The organism is Hymenobacter miniatus (assembly GCF_016427455.1).
In the GTDB taxonomy this organism is placed as follows: domain Bacteria; phylum Bacteroidota; class Bacteroidia; order Cytophagales; family Hymenobacteraceae; genus Hymenobacter; species Hymenobacter armeniacus.
The window spans coordinates 158,185-176,080 of the sequence record NZ_JAELXR010000008.1; the positions used below are offsets into that span (position 1 = coordinate 158,185).

Annotated in this window: 13 protein-coding genes; 7 read left to right on the forward strand and 6 right to left on the reverse strand. The window is 64.6% G+C overall.

Annotated elements, in window-relative coordinates; all coding sequences use genetic code 11:
• The first annotated feature begins 2 nt into the window (after window positions 1–2).
• The 7 genes from JAO73_RS14120 to JAO73_RS14145 all read left to right on the forward strand — a co-directional run bounded on the left by JAO73_RS14120 (window position 3) and on the right by JAO73_RS14145 (window position 10,017).
• The gene (locus JAO73_RS14120; protein WP_198977717.1) at window positions 3–677 is read left to right on the forward strand and encodes a thioredoxin domain-containing protein; all 675 of its coding nucleotides are present in this window, start codon (window positions 3–5) and stop codon (window positions 675–677) included.
• Complete coding sequence (locus JAO73_RS14125) at window positions 661–1,230, forward strand: DUF420 domain-containing protein (RefSeq protein WP_198977718.1); 570 nt, start codon at window positions 661–663, stop codon at window positions 1,228–1,230. The genes JAO73_RS14120 and JAO73_RS14125 overlap by 17 nt, the downstream gene beginning before the upstream one ends.
• Window positions 1,231–1,279: 49 nt before the next feature.
• The gene (locus tag JAO73_RS14130) at window positions 1,280–1,540 is read left to right on the forward strand and encodes a hypothetical protein (RefSeq protein ID WP_198977719.1); all 261 of its coding nucleotides are present in this window, start codon (window positions 1,280–1,282) and stop codon (window positions 1,538–1,540) included.
• Window positions 1,540–1,668, forward strand: a complete 129-nt coding sequence (locus JAO73_RS23240; protein WP_262896065.1) for a hypothetical protein — start codon at window positions 1,540–1,542, stop codon at window positions 1,666–1,668. Before JAO73_RS14130 ends, JAO73_RS23240 begins: the two co-directional genes overlap by 1 nt.
• 9 nt (window positions 1,669–1,677) lie before the next feature.
• Window positions 1,678–1,938 (forward strand): DUF983 domain-containing protein, encoded by a 261-nt coding sequence (locus tag JAO73_RS14135; RefSeq protein ID WP_198977720.1) that lies wholly within the window; start codon window positions 1,678–1,680, stop codon window positions 1,936–1,938.
• Between the two features lie 217 nt (window positions 1,939–2,155).
• Window positions 2,156–5,998 carry a sensor histidine kinase gene (locus JAO73_RS14140; RefSeq protein ID WP_233169208.1) on the forward strand — a complete coding sequence of 1,281 codons (3,843 nt, stop codon included), beginning with the start codon at window positions 2,156–2,158 and terminating at the stop codon, window positions 5,996–5,998.
• Window positions 5,999–6,135: 137 nt separating this feature from the next.
• Entirely contained in the window at window positions 6,136–10,017 is a 3,882-nt protein-coding gene (locus JAO73_RS14145; protein WP_198977721.1) for a DUF8818 domain-containing protein, read from the forward strand.
• A 7-nt stretch (window positions 10,018–10,024) separates the two neighbouring features.
• On the opposite strand, the gene JAO73_RS14150 is transcribed toward JAO73_RS14145, so the two are convergent.
• The 6 genes from JAO73_RS14150 to JAO73_RS14175 all read right to left on the reverse strand — a co-directional run bounded on the left by JAO73_RS14150 (window position 10,025) and on the right by JAO73_RS14175 (window position 17,834).
• Window positions 10,025–10,843: a DUF4253 domain-containing protein gene (locus JAO73_RS14150; RefSeq protein ID WP_198977722.1), complete on the reverse strand. Its 819-nt coding sequence runs from the start codon at window positions 10,841–10,843 to the stop codon at window positions 10,025–10,027.
• Window positions 10,844–11,470, reverse strand: a complete 627-nt coding sequence (locus JAO73_RS14155) for a 3'-5' exonuclease (RefSeq protein ID WP_198977723.1) — start codon at window positions 11,468–11,470, stop codon at window positions 10,844–10,846.
• 45 nt (window positions 11,471–11,515) lie between these two features.
• Entirely contained in the window at window positions 11,516–13,003 is a 1,488-nt protein-coding gene (locus tag JAO73_RS14160) for a hypothetical protein (protein ID WP_198977724.1), read from the reverse strand.
• Window positions 13,004–13,053: 50 nt separating this feature from the next.
• Window positions 13,054–15,036 (reverse strand): beta-N-acetylhexosaminidase, encoded by a 1,983-nt coding sequence (locus JAO73_RS14165; RefSeq protein WP_198977725.1) that lies wholly within the window; start codon window positions 15,034–15,036, stop codon window positions 13,054–13,056.
• A gap of 176 nt (window positions 15,037–15,212) precedes the next feature.
• On the reverse strand, window positions 15,213–16,562 hold the full coding sequence (locus tag JAO73_RS14170) for a DUF58 domain-containing protein (RefSeq protein ID WP_198977726.1): 1,350 nt from the start codon (window positions 16,560–16,562) through the stop codon (window positions 15,213–15,215).
• A 138-nt stretch (window positions 16,563–16,700) separates the two neighbouring features.
• On the reverse strand, window positions 16,701–17,834 hold the full coding sequence (locus JAO73_RS14175; protein ID WP_233169209.1) for an AAA family ATPase: 1,134 nt from the start codon (window positions 17,832–17,834) through the stop codon (window positions 16,701–16,703).
• Window positions 17,835–17,896 lie beyond the last annotated feature (62 nt).

Genomic DNA, 17,896 nt, shown 5'->3' on the forward strand with positions numbered 1-17,896 from the left:
GGATGCGGCCCCGCCAAACCCTTTTGCTGGGGCTGCTGCTATTGGTGCCGGTACTGGCTTTTCTGTTCCTGTTCAGCTTCGGCACCAACCGTTACGCGCTGCCCACTTACCTGCCTGACCGCGTGGATTCCACGCAGGTTGGCGGGAAGTGGCGGCGCGATACTGTTTTCCACCAGGTAGCACCCTTTCAACTTCCCGCGTCAACGGGGCGCGTGGTGAGCAGCCAGGAACTCAGCCAGGGCATTTACATCGCCCAGTTTTATGATTCGGATGCTGCCAGCGCCCGCGTGGCCCGGCAGCTACTCCGCGTGCAGGAGAAATTCCGGCATGAGCCGCGTGTGCGCTTAGTAACCTTTGTTCTCAGCGCCGAAGCCGGCAACGCAGCCGCCCTGACGCGGCTGGCCGAACAATACGGCACTATTGCGGGCAAGTGGTTTTTTCTGACCGGCCCGGCTGATACGCTCAGCCGCCTGACTTTCCGGGAATACCGGCTGACTTCTGACCCGCACCGCCTGCCCGGCGCGGTGTACACCGCCAACATCCCGGCCGGCCGGCTGTTACTGGTTGACAGTCAGCGGCGCGTGCGCGGTATCTACGATGGTACCGACGGCCGCGAAATTGACCGATTACTCACGGAAATCACCGTGCAGCTTTACGATTATGAACACCCCCACTGAGCAATTGCACCCCCCGGTGCTGGAACCCGGCGACTACACACGCTACAAAATCATTTTGGGCACATTGGGAGCGGTGGTGCCGCTGCTGGTAGCCATTCTGTATTATTTCCCCGACACGTTCCGCATTCCCGGAGCGCAGGTGAAGTTTCTGCCGGCCCTCAACGCGGTGCTTAATTCGCTCACGGCCGTGTGCCTGCTGGCGGGGTATTACTTCATCCGGCAAAACGATGTGCTGAAACACCGCGCCATGATGGGTACCGCCTTCGCGCTGGGAGCAGTGTTTCTGCTATCGTACGTGGCCTACCACTCGCAAGTAGCCAGCACGCACTTTGGTGGCGTGGGTGCCATTCGGCTGGTGTATTTCTTTCTGCTGCTCACCCACATCAGCCTGGCCGTGGTGACGGTGGGGCTGGTGCTCTTCACCCTCTACTTTGCCCTCACAGGGCAATACACCAAGCACAAGCGCATTGCGCGCTGGACGTTTCCGGTGTGGCTGTACGTGTCGGTGACGGGCGTGGTCGTTTACTTCATGATTTCGCCGTATTATACTTAAGTCAAGGGGCTGCGGGAAACTTTGCTTCACCCCCTGTGTTCATCTGATTATGAAAAAGACTTTCTTCCTCGCCGCTTTTGCCCTGTTGCTGGGTGTGTTGTTGAGCCTGGCACCGTTGGGCGCACAGGCGCAGTGCGTGATGTGCAAGTCGCAGGTAGAGGCGGCCAAGCAGGAGCGCGACGACTACGACGTGGCCGGCCTCAACAAAGGCATTGTGTACATGATGACCGTGCCCTACATCCTGATGGGCGCCGTGGGCTACTTCTGGTACCGGCGCACGCACCCCAAAACGAAGGCAGCCAAGGCCTAATGCCCCAAGCGCAGCGCGCCATTGCCTCGACGCCGCTGGCGCTGCTGAAGTTGCGGTGCCCGCGCTGCCACACTGGCGACTTGTTTGCCGGCCCGGCCCTGAGCACGCACTTCATGGACATGCCGTAAGCCTGCCCGGTGTGCCGCCAGACGTACGAGCCTGAGCCGGGCTTTTACTATGGCGCGATGTACATCAGCTCGGGCTTTTCGACGGCCATCTTACTGGCCATTGGGTTTTTGCTGTATTACTTGGCTGGCGACCCGCCGCTGTGGGTGTACATCACCGCGGTAGGAGCAGTGGTGCTGGCCGTGACGCCGCTGCTGTTTCGCTACTCACGGGCCCTGATGCTCTATGCATTCGGCGGGACCGGTTTCGACCCGCGTTTTGTGGGGCGTTGAAGCAACCATAAAAAATCATTGGTAAAATGCCGCCCTTGGGTGGCATTTTTTTATTAGGCGCAGATTTTGCGGGGTGCCACGGCCAAGGTTACGGCCCGGCGTGTGCTGTGCCCTTTCTTTGCCTGAAAACCTAGCCTCGGCTTTCTTTAGCCCATTTTTGTTGCAGACTTCTACCCAAACCGGTCCTTCCGTGGTTGCTGTTCAGGCAAAGCGCCGCTTGCCCTGGTTGCTGCTGCTGGCCGCGGCCTGCTGTTTTGTGGGAGGGTACCTGGCTAGCCGCTACGCGCAGGCGCCCAGCGTGGTGCAGCGCACCGACGTGGCCCGGCTGCAGCAGCTGGTGCGCGAAGCCGAAACCACCGCACGCCGCGAGGCCGACAGCGTGGCTGCCCAGCTGCCCAGGGGCAGCTACAGCTTCCAGCAATTGCTGGCCCAAACCACGTACCCGACCTGTGTGCTCGAAAACGGGAACCTGCGCTACTGGTCCGACGCCACCCTGCGGCCTGAGGCCGAAGCCGCCAGCCCCGGCGCTGAGCGGCTGATAGAGTTGCCGGTGGGGAAATTTCTGCTGCTGCGGCGCATGGCGGGGCGGTTTACCATCCTCACGTATGTGCCGCTGGAGCGGAAATACCGCATCACCAACCGCTATTTGCGGGAAGGCGGCGAACAAGCCCTGTTTCGGGGCATGGAACTGAAGGTGGTGGCCGATAGTGTCGGCTCCAGCCGGGCACGCTTCGAAGCCGCCGACGGACACTACTTGTTTTCTATTGAGCGACTGCAGCCCAATCCGCTCACCGGGCAGTACGTGCCCCTGGCATTGCTGGCCGTTGGAAGCCTGCTGTACGCTGGCGGGTGGCTGCTGCTGGCCTTGCGATGGTGGCGGGCGCGTCGGCCGGGGGCGGCCGTGGCGGCGTTGGTGCTGCCGCTGGCGGCGCTGCGGGGCGCGCTGCTGTATTTGGGGCTGCCGTATTCTTTCATAGAATTGCCGCTGTTCGACCCGCGCGTGTACGCGGCGGCGGCCTGGGCTCCTTCCCTTGGCGATTTGCTGCTGAATGCGCTGCTGGCTTTGCTGGTGGCCGCTGGGGGAGTGGCGCTGTGGCGCCATGGGAACGTGCTGGACCGGGTGCGTGCGCCGCGCACCCGGCCGGGCCAACTGATGGCAGCGGCAGGCCTGGGATTGGCGTTTTGCGGCTGGCTGGCGTTGTTGTTTGAATACTACACCACGGCCTTTGGCAGCTCACAGCTGAGCCTCGACGTGTCGCGCCACTTGAAGGTGACGGGCTTCTGGCTGCTGCTGGCGCTGGCCGTGCTGCTGCACACGGCCGCCTGGCTGGTGGGCTTTTTTGGGCTGACGCAGCTCACGGGCGCCTTGCTGCGGCACGTGCCGCGGCGGGCGCTGCTGCTGGGGCCGGCGCTGCTGGCGGTGCCGGTGCTGGGAGTGGGGTTGGCCCTGGGCCAGCCGTGGGTGCTATTGGGGGCGGTGCTGCTGCTGTTTGCCTCGCTGGTGCGGGCGGTGGGCATGCAGGCCGCGCCCACTACGGGCAGCTACCAGTCGTCGGTGCTCGTGGTGCTGTTGCTGGCGTTGGCGTCGGCCACGGGGGCGCTGGCGCTGTATGCGCAATTTGAAAAACAGGTGCTGGCGGACAAGCAGCGGCTGGCCGGCAATATGCTCATCGATAACGACCTGCAGGGCGAGTTTTTGCTGGGGGAGCGCATGCGCGAAATCGCGGCCGACCCCTTCGTGCGCCGCTCGTTGTCGGCGGCTTTTGGCCGGCCGGAGGCGGTGCGCCAGCGCGTGGCCCGGCAGTACCTGAATGAATATTTCGACAAATACGAGAGCAACATCACGCTATACGACGAGGCCGGCGACCCCTTGGGGGCCGCGCCGGGCACGCCGGGGCTGGTAACGTCGCGCGCGGAGCTGGAACGCAACGCCACGCCCACCGACCAGCGCGGCGTGTACCTGGTGAACTCAACCAACCCGTTCAGCTCGCGGCGCTACGTGGCCTACATCACCGTGCCCGGCACGCGGGTCAATGGCATTGGCCTGCCGCTGGGGGCCGTGCGGGTGGAGCTGACGCTTAAAAAGCTGACCTCTTATAGTGTGCTGCCGGAGTTGTTGGTGGACCAGAATTTTTTTCAGCCGGGCTTGGCCACCGAGCTCAGCTACGCCGGCTACAACCAGGGGCGCCTGGTGTACAGCGAGGGCGACTTTGACTACGCCAACCGCCTGCCCACCAGCTTGCTGAAAGAGCCGCGCCTGTACGCGCAGGGCGTGAGCCGGCGCGGCTACCACCACCTGGCCGTGAAGGGCTCGCAGGGCCGCACCGTAGTGGTGACGACGGCCACCTATTCGCTGGCCGACTGGCTGGCCAACTTCTCGTTTCAGTTCCTGCTCTCCTCGTTTTTCTGGCTGCTGGTGGGCGGGGTGGGCGTGCTGCTACGCGGGCGAGCGGCGCCGAGGCTGCGCCTCAATTTCAGCACGCGCATCCAGTTGCTGCTCAATGTGGGCATTGTGGTGCCGCTGGTGGTGGTGAGCGTGGCCACGGCCAGCCAGCTCATCGATTCGTACAAGCGCGACCTGTCGCGCACCTACGAGCGGCGCGGGCAGCTGGCGCTGGAGAGCCTGCGTCGGCAGCGCCATTTGCTGACGGATAGCACCGCGCGGCCGACCCTCACTGCGTTGGCAAAAAACGTGGCGGCGCTCACCGAAACCGACCTCAACCTGTACGATGCCCATGGCGAGCTGCTGGCCAGCAGCCAACCCATCATTTTCGATGCCGGCTTGCTCGGCCCCTTGCTCAATCCGCAGGCCGTGGTGGCGCTGCGCGAGCGCAACCGGCCGCGGGCCCTGCTCACCGAGCGCGCGGGCTCCTTGTCGTTCAACGCCCTGTACTTGCCGGTGCGGGCCGGGGAGGGAGAAGCGGTAGAAACCGATTTGGCGGGCCATGCGCTGCCAAGCAGTGCCCTCCGGAAGGGCCTCGATGCTTCCGGAAACCCCTTGTACGACGATGACGACGGGTCGTCGGCCGACGAGATGGCCATGCCGACCGGTCCGATTTTGGGCTACGTGGGCATCCCGTTTTTTGACTCGGAGAAGGAGCTGAATACCAAGCTGACGGAGCTGTTCACCACTATACTGAACATCTTCACCCTCATGTTCCTGCTGTTTTTGGGGCTGGCGTTTGTGGCGGCGCGGCAGCTCACGGCGCCGCTCAAGCTCATCACCGAAAAGCTCACCCAAACCACGCTCACCGGCGAAAACGAACTGCTGGACTACCGCAGCTCCGACGACGAAATTGGCCTGCTGGTGCGCGAATACAACGCCATGCTCACCAAGCTGGAGGCCAGCAAGCGCGAGCTGGCGGCCCAGGAAAAGGAAGCGGCCTGGCGCGAGATGGCCCGGCAGGTGGCGCACGAAATCAAGAACCCGCTCACGCCCATGAAGCTGAGCCTGCAGTTCTTGCAGAAAGCCATTGCCGAGCGCCGGGCCAATGCCGAGGAACTCATCGGCCGCATTGCGCAAACGCTCATCACCCAGATTGATGTGCTGAGCGACATCGCCACCTCCTTCAGCACCTTCACCAACCTGCCCACCATGCGGCCCGAGCGGCTGGACGTGGCCGCCATTTTGCGCCGCTGCGCCGCGCTGCACCAGCCCGATTCCAGCGACGGCGCCCTCGACCTGCACCTGCCGCCCGACGCCGAAACCGGCTGCTACGTGGTGTTTGCCGACGAAAGCCTGCTGGTGCGCACCTTCAACAACCTGCTCATCAACGCCCGCCAGGCCGTGCCCGAAGGCCGCGAGCCCCACATCGACGTGTCGCTGACGCCGGTGAACGGCAGCAAGGTGCGCGTGGCCATCCGCGACAACGGGGCCGGCATTCCGGAAGAAGTCCGGGAGAAGGTGTTCGTGCCCAATTTCACCACCAAGGAAACCGGCTCGGGCATCGGCCTGGCCGTGGCCAAGCGCGGCATCGAGAGCGCCGGCGGCAAAATCTGGTTTGAAACCGAAGTGGGGGAGGGGACGGACTTCTTTATCGAGCTGCCGCTGGCGGGGTAGCGCTGCCATGCCTTGAAGGCGCTACGGCCCGGCGAAATGACGAGGGGTTTGAAGGGCCAAAACACCGCTTTGCAACTCTCTTTCGGGCACGAAACGCTTGCCCGCCCGCGTTACCCGCCAAACCCGACCTTTACCGAATGATTCGCCGCTTACGCTTGTGCTTCCCCTTCATGGGCCTGCTCGCTGCGGCGTTATTGTTACTGATACAAGTTGCTCAGGGCCAAGAAAGAACGCCGAAGTCCGCCGACGCCCCGCCACCCAGCACCCGCCGCTGCCGCTACGTGCGCCTGGCGCCGGGCCGCGACACCACGTTTTTTGCGCTAACCGATACGCTGACGGTGGTGCCCTCATCGGTGCGGGCCAATGGGCGCGGGCTGGACTACGACGGCCGCACCGACCGGTTCCGCTGGGTGCGGCCCGCGCCGCGCGATACCGCGGGTGCGCCCTTGCCCGACTCGCTGGAGGTGTGCTACCGGGTGCTGCCGCTGCGCCTCTCGGCGGCGCGCTACCGGCGGCCCATCGGGCTGATGGACAGCCTGGGCTTCCGCCAGCCGATGCTGGGCATGGAAGACTTCTCGGTGAAGGAGCAAATTCTGAGCACGCCGGGCATCAGCAAAACCGGCAACCTGGCCCGCGGCATCAGCTTCGGCAATACGCAGAACGTGTTCGTGAACTCGGCGCTGAACCTGCAGCTCGAAGGCAAGCTGGCCGAGAACATCAACCTCACGGCGGCCATTTCCGACCAGAACGTGCCCTTCCAGCCCGAGGGCAACACCCAGCAGCTGCAGCAGTTCGATAAAATCTACATCACCCTCACCAACCCCAACTGGAGCCTGACGGCCGGCGACGTGGTGCTGCGCAACAAGCCCGACTACTTCCTGCGCTACTACAAAAACATTCAGGGGGCCGCCGCTGAGGCCAATTTCGGGCCGCCCATTCTGGGTTTGTCCGGCTACGGTGCCTTGCAGGGCGTGTCGAACGCCACGTTTCTGAACGGGCAGCCGGGCCAACTAGTGAACGGCAGCTTGCCGGCCGGGCTGGGCAACACCACGGCCCCGGCCACCCTCAACCCGCCGGCCATCAGCCAGCCGCAGCTGACGGACCCCAACCGGCGGGTGAGCAACGGCGGCGCCGCACCGCTGCCCCAGGGCGATGCCGCGCCCGTGGCCGGTGCCACCGTGAGCGCCAGCGGCGTGCGCAAGGGCCTGCCGTGGCGCTCTTCCACCGCCATTGCCGGCGGGGTGGCCAAGGGCAAGTTTGCCAGCATCGACCTGCCGCCCATCGACAACGTGCAGGGGCCGTACCGCTTGAGCGGGCCCAACGGCGAGCCCTACATCATTGTGCTGGCCAATTCGGAGAAGGTGTACCTCGACGGCCGCCTGCAAACCCGCGGGTTCGACGCCGACTACACGATTGACTACAACCTGGCCGAAGTCACGTTTACGCCGCGCCACCTCATCACGCGCAACTCGCGCATCAAGATTGACTTCGAGTATTCGGACCTGAACTACTCCCGCTCGCTGGTGACGGCCAGCCACTACCAGCAACTGGGCCGCCTGAACGTGCACGGCAACTTCTACCAGGAGGCCGACAATCCCAACAACGCCCTGAACATCAACCTGCAGGACACCACGCTGGTGCGCCGGCTGCAGCAGGCCGGCAACGTGGGCGTGGCCCAGGTGGCCGGCGGCGACTCGGTGGCCTACAACCGCCGCATTGTGCAGTACCACCGCGAAATACGCGTGGTGGGCGGCCGGCGCGTGCCCGTGTTCACGTACGTCGGGGCCGACTCGCCGGTGGATTCAGTGCGCGGCTCCTACAACGTGGCGTTTTCGGACGTGGGCCAGGGCAACGGCGACTACGAGCGCAGCGACGAGCCGCGCTTCCGCAGCGCCAACGGCACCGTGTATACCTACGTGAGCCCCGGCGGCGGCCGCTACCTGCCGGTGCGCCGCGTGGCCACGCCGCTGCGCAAGCAGATGGTGACCGGCGGCGCCAGCTTCCAGCTGGACAGCAGCACGACCGTATTCGTAGACGCGGCGCACTCGCGGCTGGAACGCAACCGCTTTTCATCGGCCAGCGACCAGGATGGCGCCTTTCGCGTGGGCTACGTGATGCAGGACCGCCGCCTGCCCGCCGCGCTGGCCGGGAGCGCGCTGCGCGGCTACCGCCTGCGTTCCACCCTGGACTACGAGTACACGGGCAAGTACTTTGCGCCGATTGACCGCTACCGCGACATTGAGTTTGAGCGCAACTGGAGCAACGGCAGCACGCAGCAGAGTACCGGCGTGACGTCGGTGGCCCGCGAGGACAACATTTTCAACTTCAGCGTGGGCGCGGGGAAGGATTTCAACAACAACGTCAATTACCGCCTCAGCCGGCGCTTTCGGCCGGGCGAGGTGAGCGGCCTGCAGCACTGGCTCGATGCGGCCCAGAAAGTGGGCAACCTGGAAATGCGCGGCTCCCTGTTTTTGCTGAACTCCGACGCCGGGCGCTTCCATTCCGACTGGGCGCGGGGCGAGGCCACGGGCCGTTTCGTGGGCGGCCGGGTGGTGCCGGGCTACGCGTATCGGTTCGATAAAAACCGCGTCAGCTCCGCTACCACCGACACCATTCGCTCGGCCAACTACTTCGACGAGCACAATGTGTTTGTGCAAAGCCGCGACTCGGCCCGCACCCAGTTTCGGCTCGATTACAGCTACCGGCGCGACCAAACCCCCAACCGCGAGCAGAACGCCCTGCAGCGCCGCGGCACGGCCCAAACCTGGCAGGGCACCCTGGCCGCGCGCCTGAGCAAAAACCAGGATGTGCGCCTGCTGGCCACCTACCGCGACCTTGACTCATTGGGCCTGGCGCGCAACCGCACGGTGCTGGGCCAGGTGTTCTACAACGCCAGCCTGCTGCAAAACCAGATACGCTCAGAGCTGAACTACAGCGTGGCCACCGGCCGGGAGCTCAAGCGCGACTACTCCTTTCTGGCCGTGCCGGCCGGGCAGGGCACGCACTACTACGCCGGCGACCTCAACGGCAACCTGCGCGAAGACAAGGAGGAGTTTTTTGAAGCGCAAACGCCCGATGCGCAGTACCGCACCTACATCAAGGTCTACATCCCCACGGTCGACTACATCACGGCGTTCACCAACCGCCTCAGCTACCGCATCACCACGGCGGCCCCCCGGGGCTGGCGCGAAGCTGGCGGCTGGAAGGCCGTGGCGTCGCGCTTCGCCACGCTCACCAGCGTCACGGTGGACCGCCGCACCACCGACCCGCGGCTGCTCTCGCGCCTCAGTCCCTTCAGCTACGACAAGGAGGACGACCAGCTGCTGGCTTTCAACCAGCTGTTTCGAAATACGCTGTACTTCAATCGGTCGAGCCCGGTGTTTGGGGCCGAGCTCACCTTTCAGCAAACCCAGCAGAAAACCCTGCTGGCCCAGGGCCGCGACCTGCGCAACCTCAGCACCCAAAGCCTGCTGCTGCGCCGCACGCTGGCCACCTCGTTCACGGGCCGCCTCATCGGCTCGCGCGACATCCGCGAGGCCAGCAGCAACTACCTGCTCACCCGCAACTACCGCCTGCTGATTTACAGCGTGCAGCCCGAAATCAGCTACCAGCCCTCGCCCAGCCTGCGTTTCACGGGCACTTACCTGCGCACCCACAAGCAAAACACCCTCACCGACGACCTGCCCACGCTGCCCGTGCCCACCCCCGCCGAAACCCACCCCGGCATCTTCGACGAGTTGGGCCTCGAAACCCGCATCAGCCAGGTCAACAAGCGCACCATCACGGCCTCGACGCGCTACACCAGCGTCAGATTTGACGTGCCCCCGGAGCTGCAGAACTCGGTGGTGGCCATCGAAATCCTCAACGCCCTGCGCCCCGGCAGCAACTTCACCTGGAGCCTGAACGTGGAGCAGCGCCTCAGCAACGGCCTCAACATCACGCTGGCCTACGACGGCCGCAAAGCCAGCACCCTCAACACCGTGCACACCGGCCGGATGCAAGTGTCCGTGCTGTTTTGATTATAGCTTAATCCCACCAGAAAGAGTAATTTTTGCCTACCTGAATTTCGGCGGCCAGCGCCTTCAGGTTCACGGGTTCTTCTTGCTCAGATGGACAAATGCGTTCCAGTCGAGCGGCCAGCGGCAGCTTGTTGTCCGGCAAGGATTTGAACCGAATGGTGCATTGGTCGAAACCAGCGCCTACTATTTCGACACCATATAGCGCATCGAGGCGACGAAACTCCGTAACCAGCGAATCGGTGGTGATGCCGAAATTGACGCCGTTGGTTTGCTGGAAAAGTAGCGGTGCAAATCGGTTGTCGGAGTGAATGAGTGCCACTCGTAATGGGTTTTTTCCGTCCTCGACCGTGTAGGCAACATAATCCTGGCGTGTTAACAGCGAGTCACGATTCAAGGCTTCAACCACTTGCCAGCAGGAGCTCTTGTGGGCCGGCGCGCACACGCCGGGCAGCTCCACCGAATCGTGCCCGTTAAGGCCCGAGAGAAACAGTTCGTCCTGGCCGTTGGTAGCTACCTCACCTGAAAAAACGGTGTAGGTATAGAACGTGGTGAGCCGCTGAGCCGGGCTGCCGCAGGCCTGTTCAAGCTGTCGAATGGCCGAGGGAAGGATGTTGGTTTTCAGGGCCAGCTCGTACACCGAAGCTTCGGTTTTGTGTCGCTTGAGGTAATCGTCAAAATCAATCTGCTCGATTTTGAAGCCATTCGGCCCGCTCATGTCTGCAAGCATAAACGGAGCCGCCATAAACGAGCAACTCCGCACGACCAGCAGGCCTAGCGCCGCCAGTACGCCAAAAACCGCCAGCAGGGTTAGCAGCCGCCCCATCATTTACCAGCGCCGGCTTACTGCCAGTTTCGGCGCCTGCTTCGCCGCCCGCGCCGCCAGCCCGGCCGTGAGCTCGCGCTGCTTGTAGCACAGCGGCAGCGCCACACCCGACTGAAACGCCCGCACCGTGATTTCGGCGCAGGCCCGCGCGTCGCTCAGCGCGTCGTGGTGGTTGAGCGGGATGCCGAAATGCCCCGCCACGTGGTCGAGCTTGTGGCGCTCCAGAAAGGGCCAGCACACCTTGGCCAGCTTCACCGAGCACAGGCTGTGGAAGGAGGGAATGCCCAGGTCGAAGTCGCGCAGCGTGTATTCCAGCACGCTCACGTCGAAGGCCGAGTTGTGGGCCACCACGGGCTGCTCGTGCAGGTAGGGCAGGAGGTCGGCCCACACATCGGCCATGGTGGGGGCGTCGTGCAGGCGTTCTTCGGCAATGCCGTGCACCTGGTAGTTGCGCCAGTCCACGCGCAGCACGCGCGGCCGCAGCAGCGTTTGGTAGGTCTCCGTGATGTGGCCGCCGCGCACCCGCACCGCGCCCACGGCGCAGGCGCTGGCCCGGTGCTCGTTGGCGGTTTCGAAGTCGATGGCCGTGAAATTGAGGTTGGCCAGGGCGTGGGTAATGGCAGCTTTCATGCTGAAAGATACTGGGGCGACGAGGAACGAGAAGCCGCCGCTCGGCTAATGCCGGACCACAATATCTGGCGCCTGCGGGTCGCAGCACACGTTCGGGACGTGGAAGTAGCGCTCCGTCACGTCGTTGATGTTGCCGTCGCAGCCGGGAGTCAGGTCGATGTCGAATTCAAGATTGCGCGGTGGGGTGAACTGCCGCAGCGGCATCAGGAGGCGGGCCGTGGGCAGGCGGAGCGGCGGCAACGTCACGGTGTGCTGCCCGCGGCCGGCGCCTGCGCGCAGCAAGGAATAACGGGCCTGCATCTGGGCATCGAAAGGCGCGGCGGCGGTGACCAGCTCGCGCCAGGCCACGGGCACGTTGCCCACCACGAACAGCCCTGCCAACGCCACCAGCGCGGGCGCAAAACGGCGAAAGCGCGGCGCAAGCTGCGCCACGGCCGGGAGCTGCGCGACCAGCCACGCCAGCGCCAGCACCGTCACCAGCATCAGCAGCAGGATTTCGTTGCGCGCGCGGTGCAGCGGCGGCCCCACCAGCACGTACCGAAACAGCAGAAAGCCAACCGTGTGAAGCGCGCCAAAGGCCAGCAGCAGTGCCCCCCAGTGGCGTCGGGGCCAGCCGGCCACCAGCCGGGCCGTGGCGCTAGTGGCTGAGCCAAATCCCAGCCACAGCCCCGCCGCCGCTGCCGCCACCAGGCTCAGCGCATTGAGCGGCTGCATCAGGAACAAGGCCATGGAATAGGCCGTGCGCGGCCCCAGCACCAGCCAGCGGTAGGCGTGCAGCGGGTCGGTGGGCGGAGCGGTGGCGGCCACGCGCAGCCAGTTGCCCGGCGCCAGCACCGCCGCCGCCGCCGTAGCGCCGGCCACGGCCAGCCACAGCCACCACTTGGGGCGCGCGGCCCGGGGCAAGGCGTAGCCCAGCAGCGCCAGCACGGGCACCGCCTGCAGCATGGTCAACTCGTTGCCCGCCACGGCCAACACCAGTGGTGCGCAGGCCCAGCCGGCGCATCGCCACTGCGAAGCCGCCGGCCCCCAGCCCGCCCGCAAAGCCAGCGCCGCAAAGGTGAGCAGGCTCAGCAGTGTAAGTTGATACACGACCACCCCGCAAAACCAGTACAGAAACGAAAACGGCGCAGCCGTCGCGTTGCAAAACAACGCCAGCAGCAAAGCCGTGGCCCAATGCCCCGCACTCCAGGCAAAATTCGCCCGCAACACGGTCTGGAAAATCGTTCGCAGCAGAAACGCGATGCTGGCCCATTGCAGCCCAAACACGAGGAACACCGCCGGCCGCACGCCTTCCAGCCACCCGTAGGTGACGGGGTTGAGCACGGTCATGAAAAACGTGGACGTAAACCGGCCCGACCACGTCAGGTAAAACCATTGCTGCATGCCCCACAGGCCGTGCTCGTGCGTCCAGTAAGCCGTGCGGTAATCATCGAAAAAAGGATGATTGAAGGCCATAAGCGCCGCAAATGGCGCCAGCGCCAGCACCAGGCCTAGTCGCAGCAGGAGGCGAAGAATACGCGAAGAAGTCAACATTAAGAACCCAAATGGAATGCGCAGCGCGGTCAGCCACGTGCTACGTCAACTTAAATGCCCGCCAGCTTGCGGGCGGCGCGCACGATGGCCAGCTCGGCCTGGCCGGCGGGCGCTTGGGCCGCGTCGAGCACCTTTTTGGCCGAAGCCTGCCACGCGGGCGAAGCCGCCTGCCCGGTCTGTAGCTGCGTGAGGCGCTCCAGCAGCAGCTTGGCCACGGCGGCCAGGTTGGTGGAAAGCGGCCCATACTCCCGCAGCGAGGGGTTCAGGAGCAACTGCGGTTGGAGCAGCACGTCGTTGGCCTGCCAGCGAAGGAGCTGCGTGCGCAGAGTGGCCACTTGCCGCGCCGTGGCCGACGAACGGCCCGCAGCCGAGCCGGTGGCGGCCACCACGCTGTCGACCAGCACGCCAAAGCGCCGGGCCGTTTCCGACTCGGCCGGGGCGGCATCTACCAGCCGGTTCAGGGGGGTGGCGGTGGTGTAGGTGTAGCCCTGGAAATGGCGCTTGTATTCTTTCACGGGCTCCAGCACTTCGGCCAGCGTGCGCAGCGGGGCCACGTTGGCGCTGCCGGCCAGCTGCTTCAGCAGCCGCTCGGGCACGATGCGGTGGCGCAGGCCCAGCGTTTCCAGCTCGGCCGAGACGGCGGGCAGGCGGCGGTACATCTCGGCCACGCTCTGGGTGGCGGCTTGCGGCGACCACAGCCGCTCGGCCACCGCCGCGGCCCGCGGCCAGATGCGGGAGTCCAGCACCGTGGAATCGGCAAACTCGGCCCACATGGCGGCCTCGCCGCCCAGCACCCGCTTCTGCTCGGCGGGCGTGAGGGGCGTGTCGGGCGGCAATGGGTCGGTGGTGTAGGAGCTGGCGGCGCTGAGATTCAAGTCCAGATAATAGCCGCTGGAGAGCAGCACGGGGTGGCCCAGCTTGGCGGCGTCGTTTAGCCCTTTCTTGCCGCGCCAGCTTTGGATAACGGTTTCCTTGGGCAGGTCCGGTCCCAGAATCTCGTCCCAGCCTATCATCGTTTTGCCGCGCTTTTGCAGCAGGGCCAGCACCCGGCGGTTGAAATAGGTTTGGAGCTGGTGCTTGTCCACGGTTTTGCCGTCGGCTTTCACCATGTTGTTGGCCTGCATGTAGGCCACAATGCGGGGCGTGCGGCGCCAGTTGCGCCCGTCGTTCTCGTCGCCGCCGGCGTGGAAGTACGGGGCCGGAAACAGCGCCGTCATCTCCGTAAACAGCGAGTCCAGGAACGTGTAGGTGCTTTCGCGCGTGGGGTCGATGGCCACGTTGGTGGTGCGCCACGAGGTGTAGGGCGCGTAGGTCGAGTCGTTGGATTTCAGGCGTGGGTAGGCCACAATCCAGCTGGTGGTGTGGCTGGGCATGTCGAACTCCGGCACCACCCAAATGCCGCGCGCCGCCGCATAGGCCAGCACCTCCTGCACCTCGGCCTGGGTGTAGTAGAGGCCGTCGGGGCTGCCCACCGTGTGCAGGCGCGGAAATACTTTGCTCTCGATGCGAAAGCCCTGGTCGTCGGTCAGGTGCCAGTGCAGCACGTTCAGCTTCACGGCCGCCATGCCGTCGAGGTTGCGCTTGATGACGGCCACGGGCATGAAGTGCCGGGCCGCGTCAATCAGCAGCCCGCGCCAGGCAAAGCGCGGCTGGTCCTGAATGTCGACTTCGGGCAGGTAGCGCTGCTTTTTCTCCAGCACGGGCAGCTGCTCCAGCGTGGCCAGGGCCCGCAGCACGCCCAGGCTGGTAGGGGCGTCGATGCTCACGCCCATGGGCGTCACGCGCAGGCTGTAGCGTTCCTCGTCGAACTTCTCGGGCTGGCCCACGCGGCCGTAGCGGATTTGCAGCACCGGGCCCGTGGCGGGCTCGGCCGGCCCCTGCAGGCGGGTGAGCAGGCGGCGCACGGCCGGTCGCACGGCCGGGTCAGGCGAGGCCTCCAGCTGCAGCTTCAGCGGCTTGCTGAGGCTGAGGCGGCCTTTGCCCCAGTGCATTTCGGCGGGCAGGGGCATCAGCGCCGCCGGAGCTTGCGCCATTCCCAACTGCGCCGCCAGCATAAACGCCGCCAGCAGCCAAGCTCCCTTTTTTGTCAATCTATCGGCCTTCCGCATCATGTTTCGTTAGCAAGTGTCTTCGGCGCAGCCTACAAATACGCGTCCACAACTGAAGGACCGCGAAGCCAAACCCGCTTTAACTTGAGCCAACCCAGGGGCTATATCAGTCCCCTGGCCTTGAGCTCCAGGTACTTGTTGATGGTGTTTACCGTCAAATCCTTCGGCGCGGTCAGCAAGGAATAAATGCCGTAGCGCTGCAATTCGAGCACAATTTGCCGCTTTTCCTGGGCAAATTTCTCGGCGATGGTTTGGTTGTAGACGTCCTCCGTCGTCGTGGCCGGCGCGTCGAGGTAGGCGCGCAGCTCCGTGTTCTCGAAGAACACCACCAGCAGCAGGTGGTCTTTCGAGAGGCGCCGCAGGTAGGGCAGTTGGCGATGCATGCCGTGCAGCGTTTCGAAATTGGTGAACAGAATGAGCAGGCTGCGCTGCTTCACGTGGGCGCGCACCGTGGCGTAGAGCAACTCGAAATCGGTTTCCAGGTACTTGGTTTTCTGGCGGTACAGAATTTCGAGCAGCTTCAGCAGGTGGCCGGGGCGGCGGTCGGCGGCCAGCGTGGCGCCGGGCCGGTTCGAGAACGTGACAAGGCCGGCTTTGTCGTGCTTGAGCAGGGCAATGTTGCTCACCACCAGCGTGGCGTTGATGGCGTAGTCGAGCAGGCTCAGGCCGTCAAACGGCATGCGCATCACGCGGCCTTTGTCGATGAGGCAATACACCTGCTGGGCGCGCTCGTCCTGAAAGTGGTTCACCACCAGCGCGTCGTCGGCGCCGGTGCCGGCGCGGCGGGCCGTGGCCTGCCAGTTGATGCTGCGCGGGTCGTCGCCGGGCACGTAGGGCCGGATTTGCTCAAACTCCATGCTGTGGCCCACCCGCCGCACGCGCTTCACGCCCACTTCGGTGAGGCGGTTGTGGATGGCCAGCAGCTCGTACTGCCGCATCTGCAGAAACGACGGATACACCGGCACCGTGCGGCCCTGCTCGTAGCGGAAGCGCCGCCGCACCAGCCCCAGCGGCGAGGCCGCGTAAATGTTCAGCGCCCCGAACTCGTACTCGCCGCGCTTCACGGGCCGCAGCTGGTAGTTGATAATTTGGGTTTCGCCCGGCTGCACCGCCACCCGAAACAGCACGTCGCGCCGCTGAAACTGGTGCGGAATCTCGTCAATCGTTTCGGTCTGAATGGGGAAGCGGTAGCGGTTTTCGAGGTAAATCTGCACGTCGTTTTCCGAGCCGTTGGCCAGCTTGTCGCCCATCACGCGCCGCCCAAACACGGGCACGACTTTGTTCTTCGCCGGCGCAAACAGCAGCAGCGCATCGAGCAGCACCAGCACCCCGAACACGCCCAGCGCAATCTGCATCGGCCCCAGCAGCCAGGGCAGGAAGAAGGCCACCACAAAGCCCACCGCCAGCGCGGCGACTACCAGAAAAAAGCGCGGAGTGAGAAAGAGTGACATGAAGCCAGTGGTTCCGCCTGAATTATGGCCTTGCCGCCAAAAGTGAGTGAGAGCAATGAGCGAAAGAAAGAGCGCAAAAACGACTAATTGGAACTGCATAAGGCGCTCCTGCACAAAAGTGATTTCGAAGTTGATGGATTACCGCGGCACTTCAATCTGCTGCATAATCTGCTTCACCACGTCATCCGGCGTGCCGCCTTCCATCTCGCGCTCGGGCGTGAGCATGATGCGGTGGCGCAGCACGCTGGGCGCCAGAAACTGTACGTCTTCGGGCGTCACGAAGTCGCGGCCGCGTAGGGCGGCCAGGGCTTTGGCGCCATTCAGCAGGGCCAGCGAGGCGCGGGGCGAAGCACCCAGATAGAGGGATTTGTGGGCGCGCGTCTGGCCCACCAGCTTGGCGATGTATTCCAGAATGTTGGCTTCTACGCGCTGCTGGCTCACTTGCCGGCGTAGGGCAGCTAGGTCCGTAGCGCTGAGGATGGGCCGCACGGCTTCCAGGTTGGTGCTGCCCAGGCCGGCATGGTGGCCCGTGAGAATCTGCACCTCCTCGGCCAGGGTGGGGTAGCCCACGTGCAGCTTGAACAGAAAACGGTCGAGCTGGGCTTCGGGCAGGCGGTAAGTGCCTTCCTGCTCGATGGGGTTTTGGGTGGCCAGCACCAGAAAGGGCTCGGTCATGGGGTAGGTGGTGCCGTCCTGGGTCACGGTGCGCTCCTCCATCACCTCAAACAGCGCCGACTGGGTCTTGGCCGGCGCGCGGTTGATTTCGTCAATCAAAACCACGCTGGCGAAAATGGGGCCGCGCCGAAACTCAAAATCGGCCTTGTTCTGCCGGAACACCGAAGTGCCCAGCACGTCCGACGGCATTAAATCGGGCGTGAACTGAATGCGGCTGAACGGCACCTCCAAGGTGCGGGCCAGCAACTTGGCCATGAGGGTTTTGGCTACGCCGGGCACGCCTTCCAGCAGCACGTGACCATCGGCCAGCACGGCGGTGAGCAGCAGCTCCAGCAGCTCCGCCTGCCCCACAATGATTTTGCCGATTTCCGTCCGGATGGCGTCGGTTTGGGCCGCGAGGCGGGCAAAGTCGGTGCGCGGGGCAAAAGCGGCTTCGGCAGCCACCGGCGCTTCAGCCTCCACCGGCGCTGCTACCGCACCGTCGGGGCTGCCGGTTGGAGGGGCACTTGGAGTGGCATCGGTAGCGGGCACGTGCGCCGCGAAGTCGGGGCCGGTGGTAGCGGGGGAGGCGTCAGGGTTTTCGTTTTCGATATCCATATATTAGGCCCCGGTTCAGGGTGCGGTCGGGTAAGCGAGAGTGAAAATAAGCGGCTTACAGC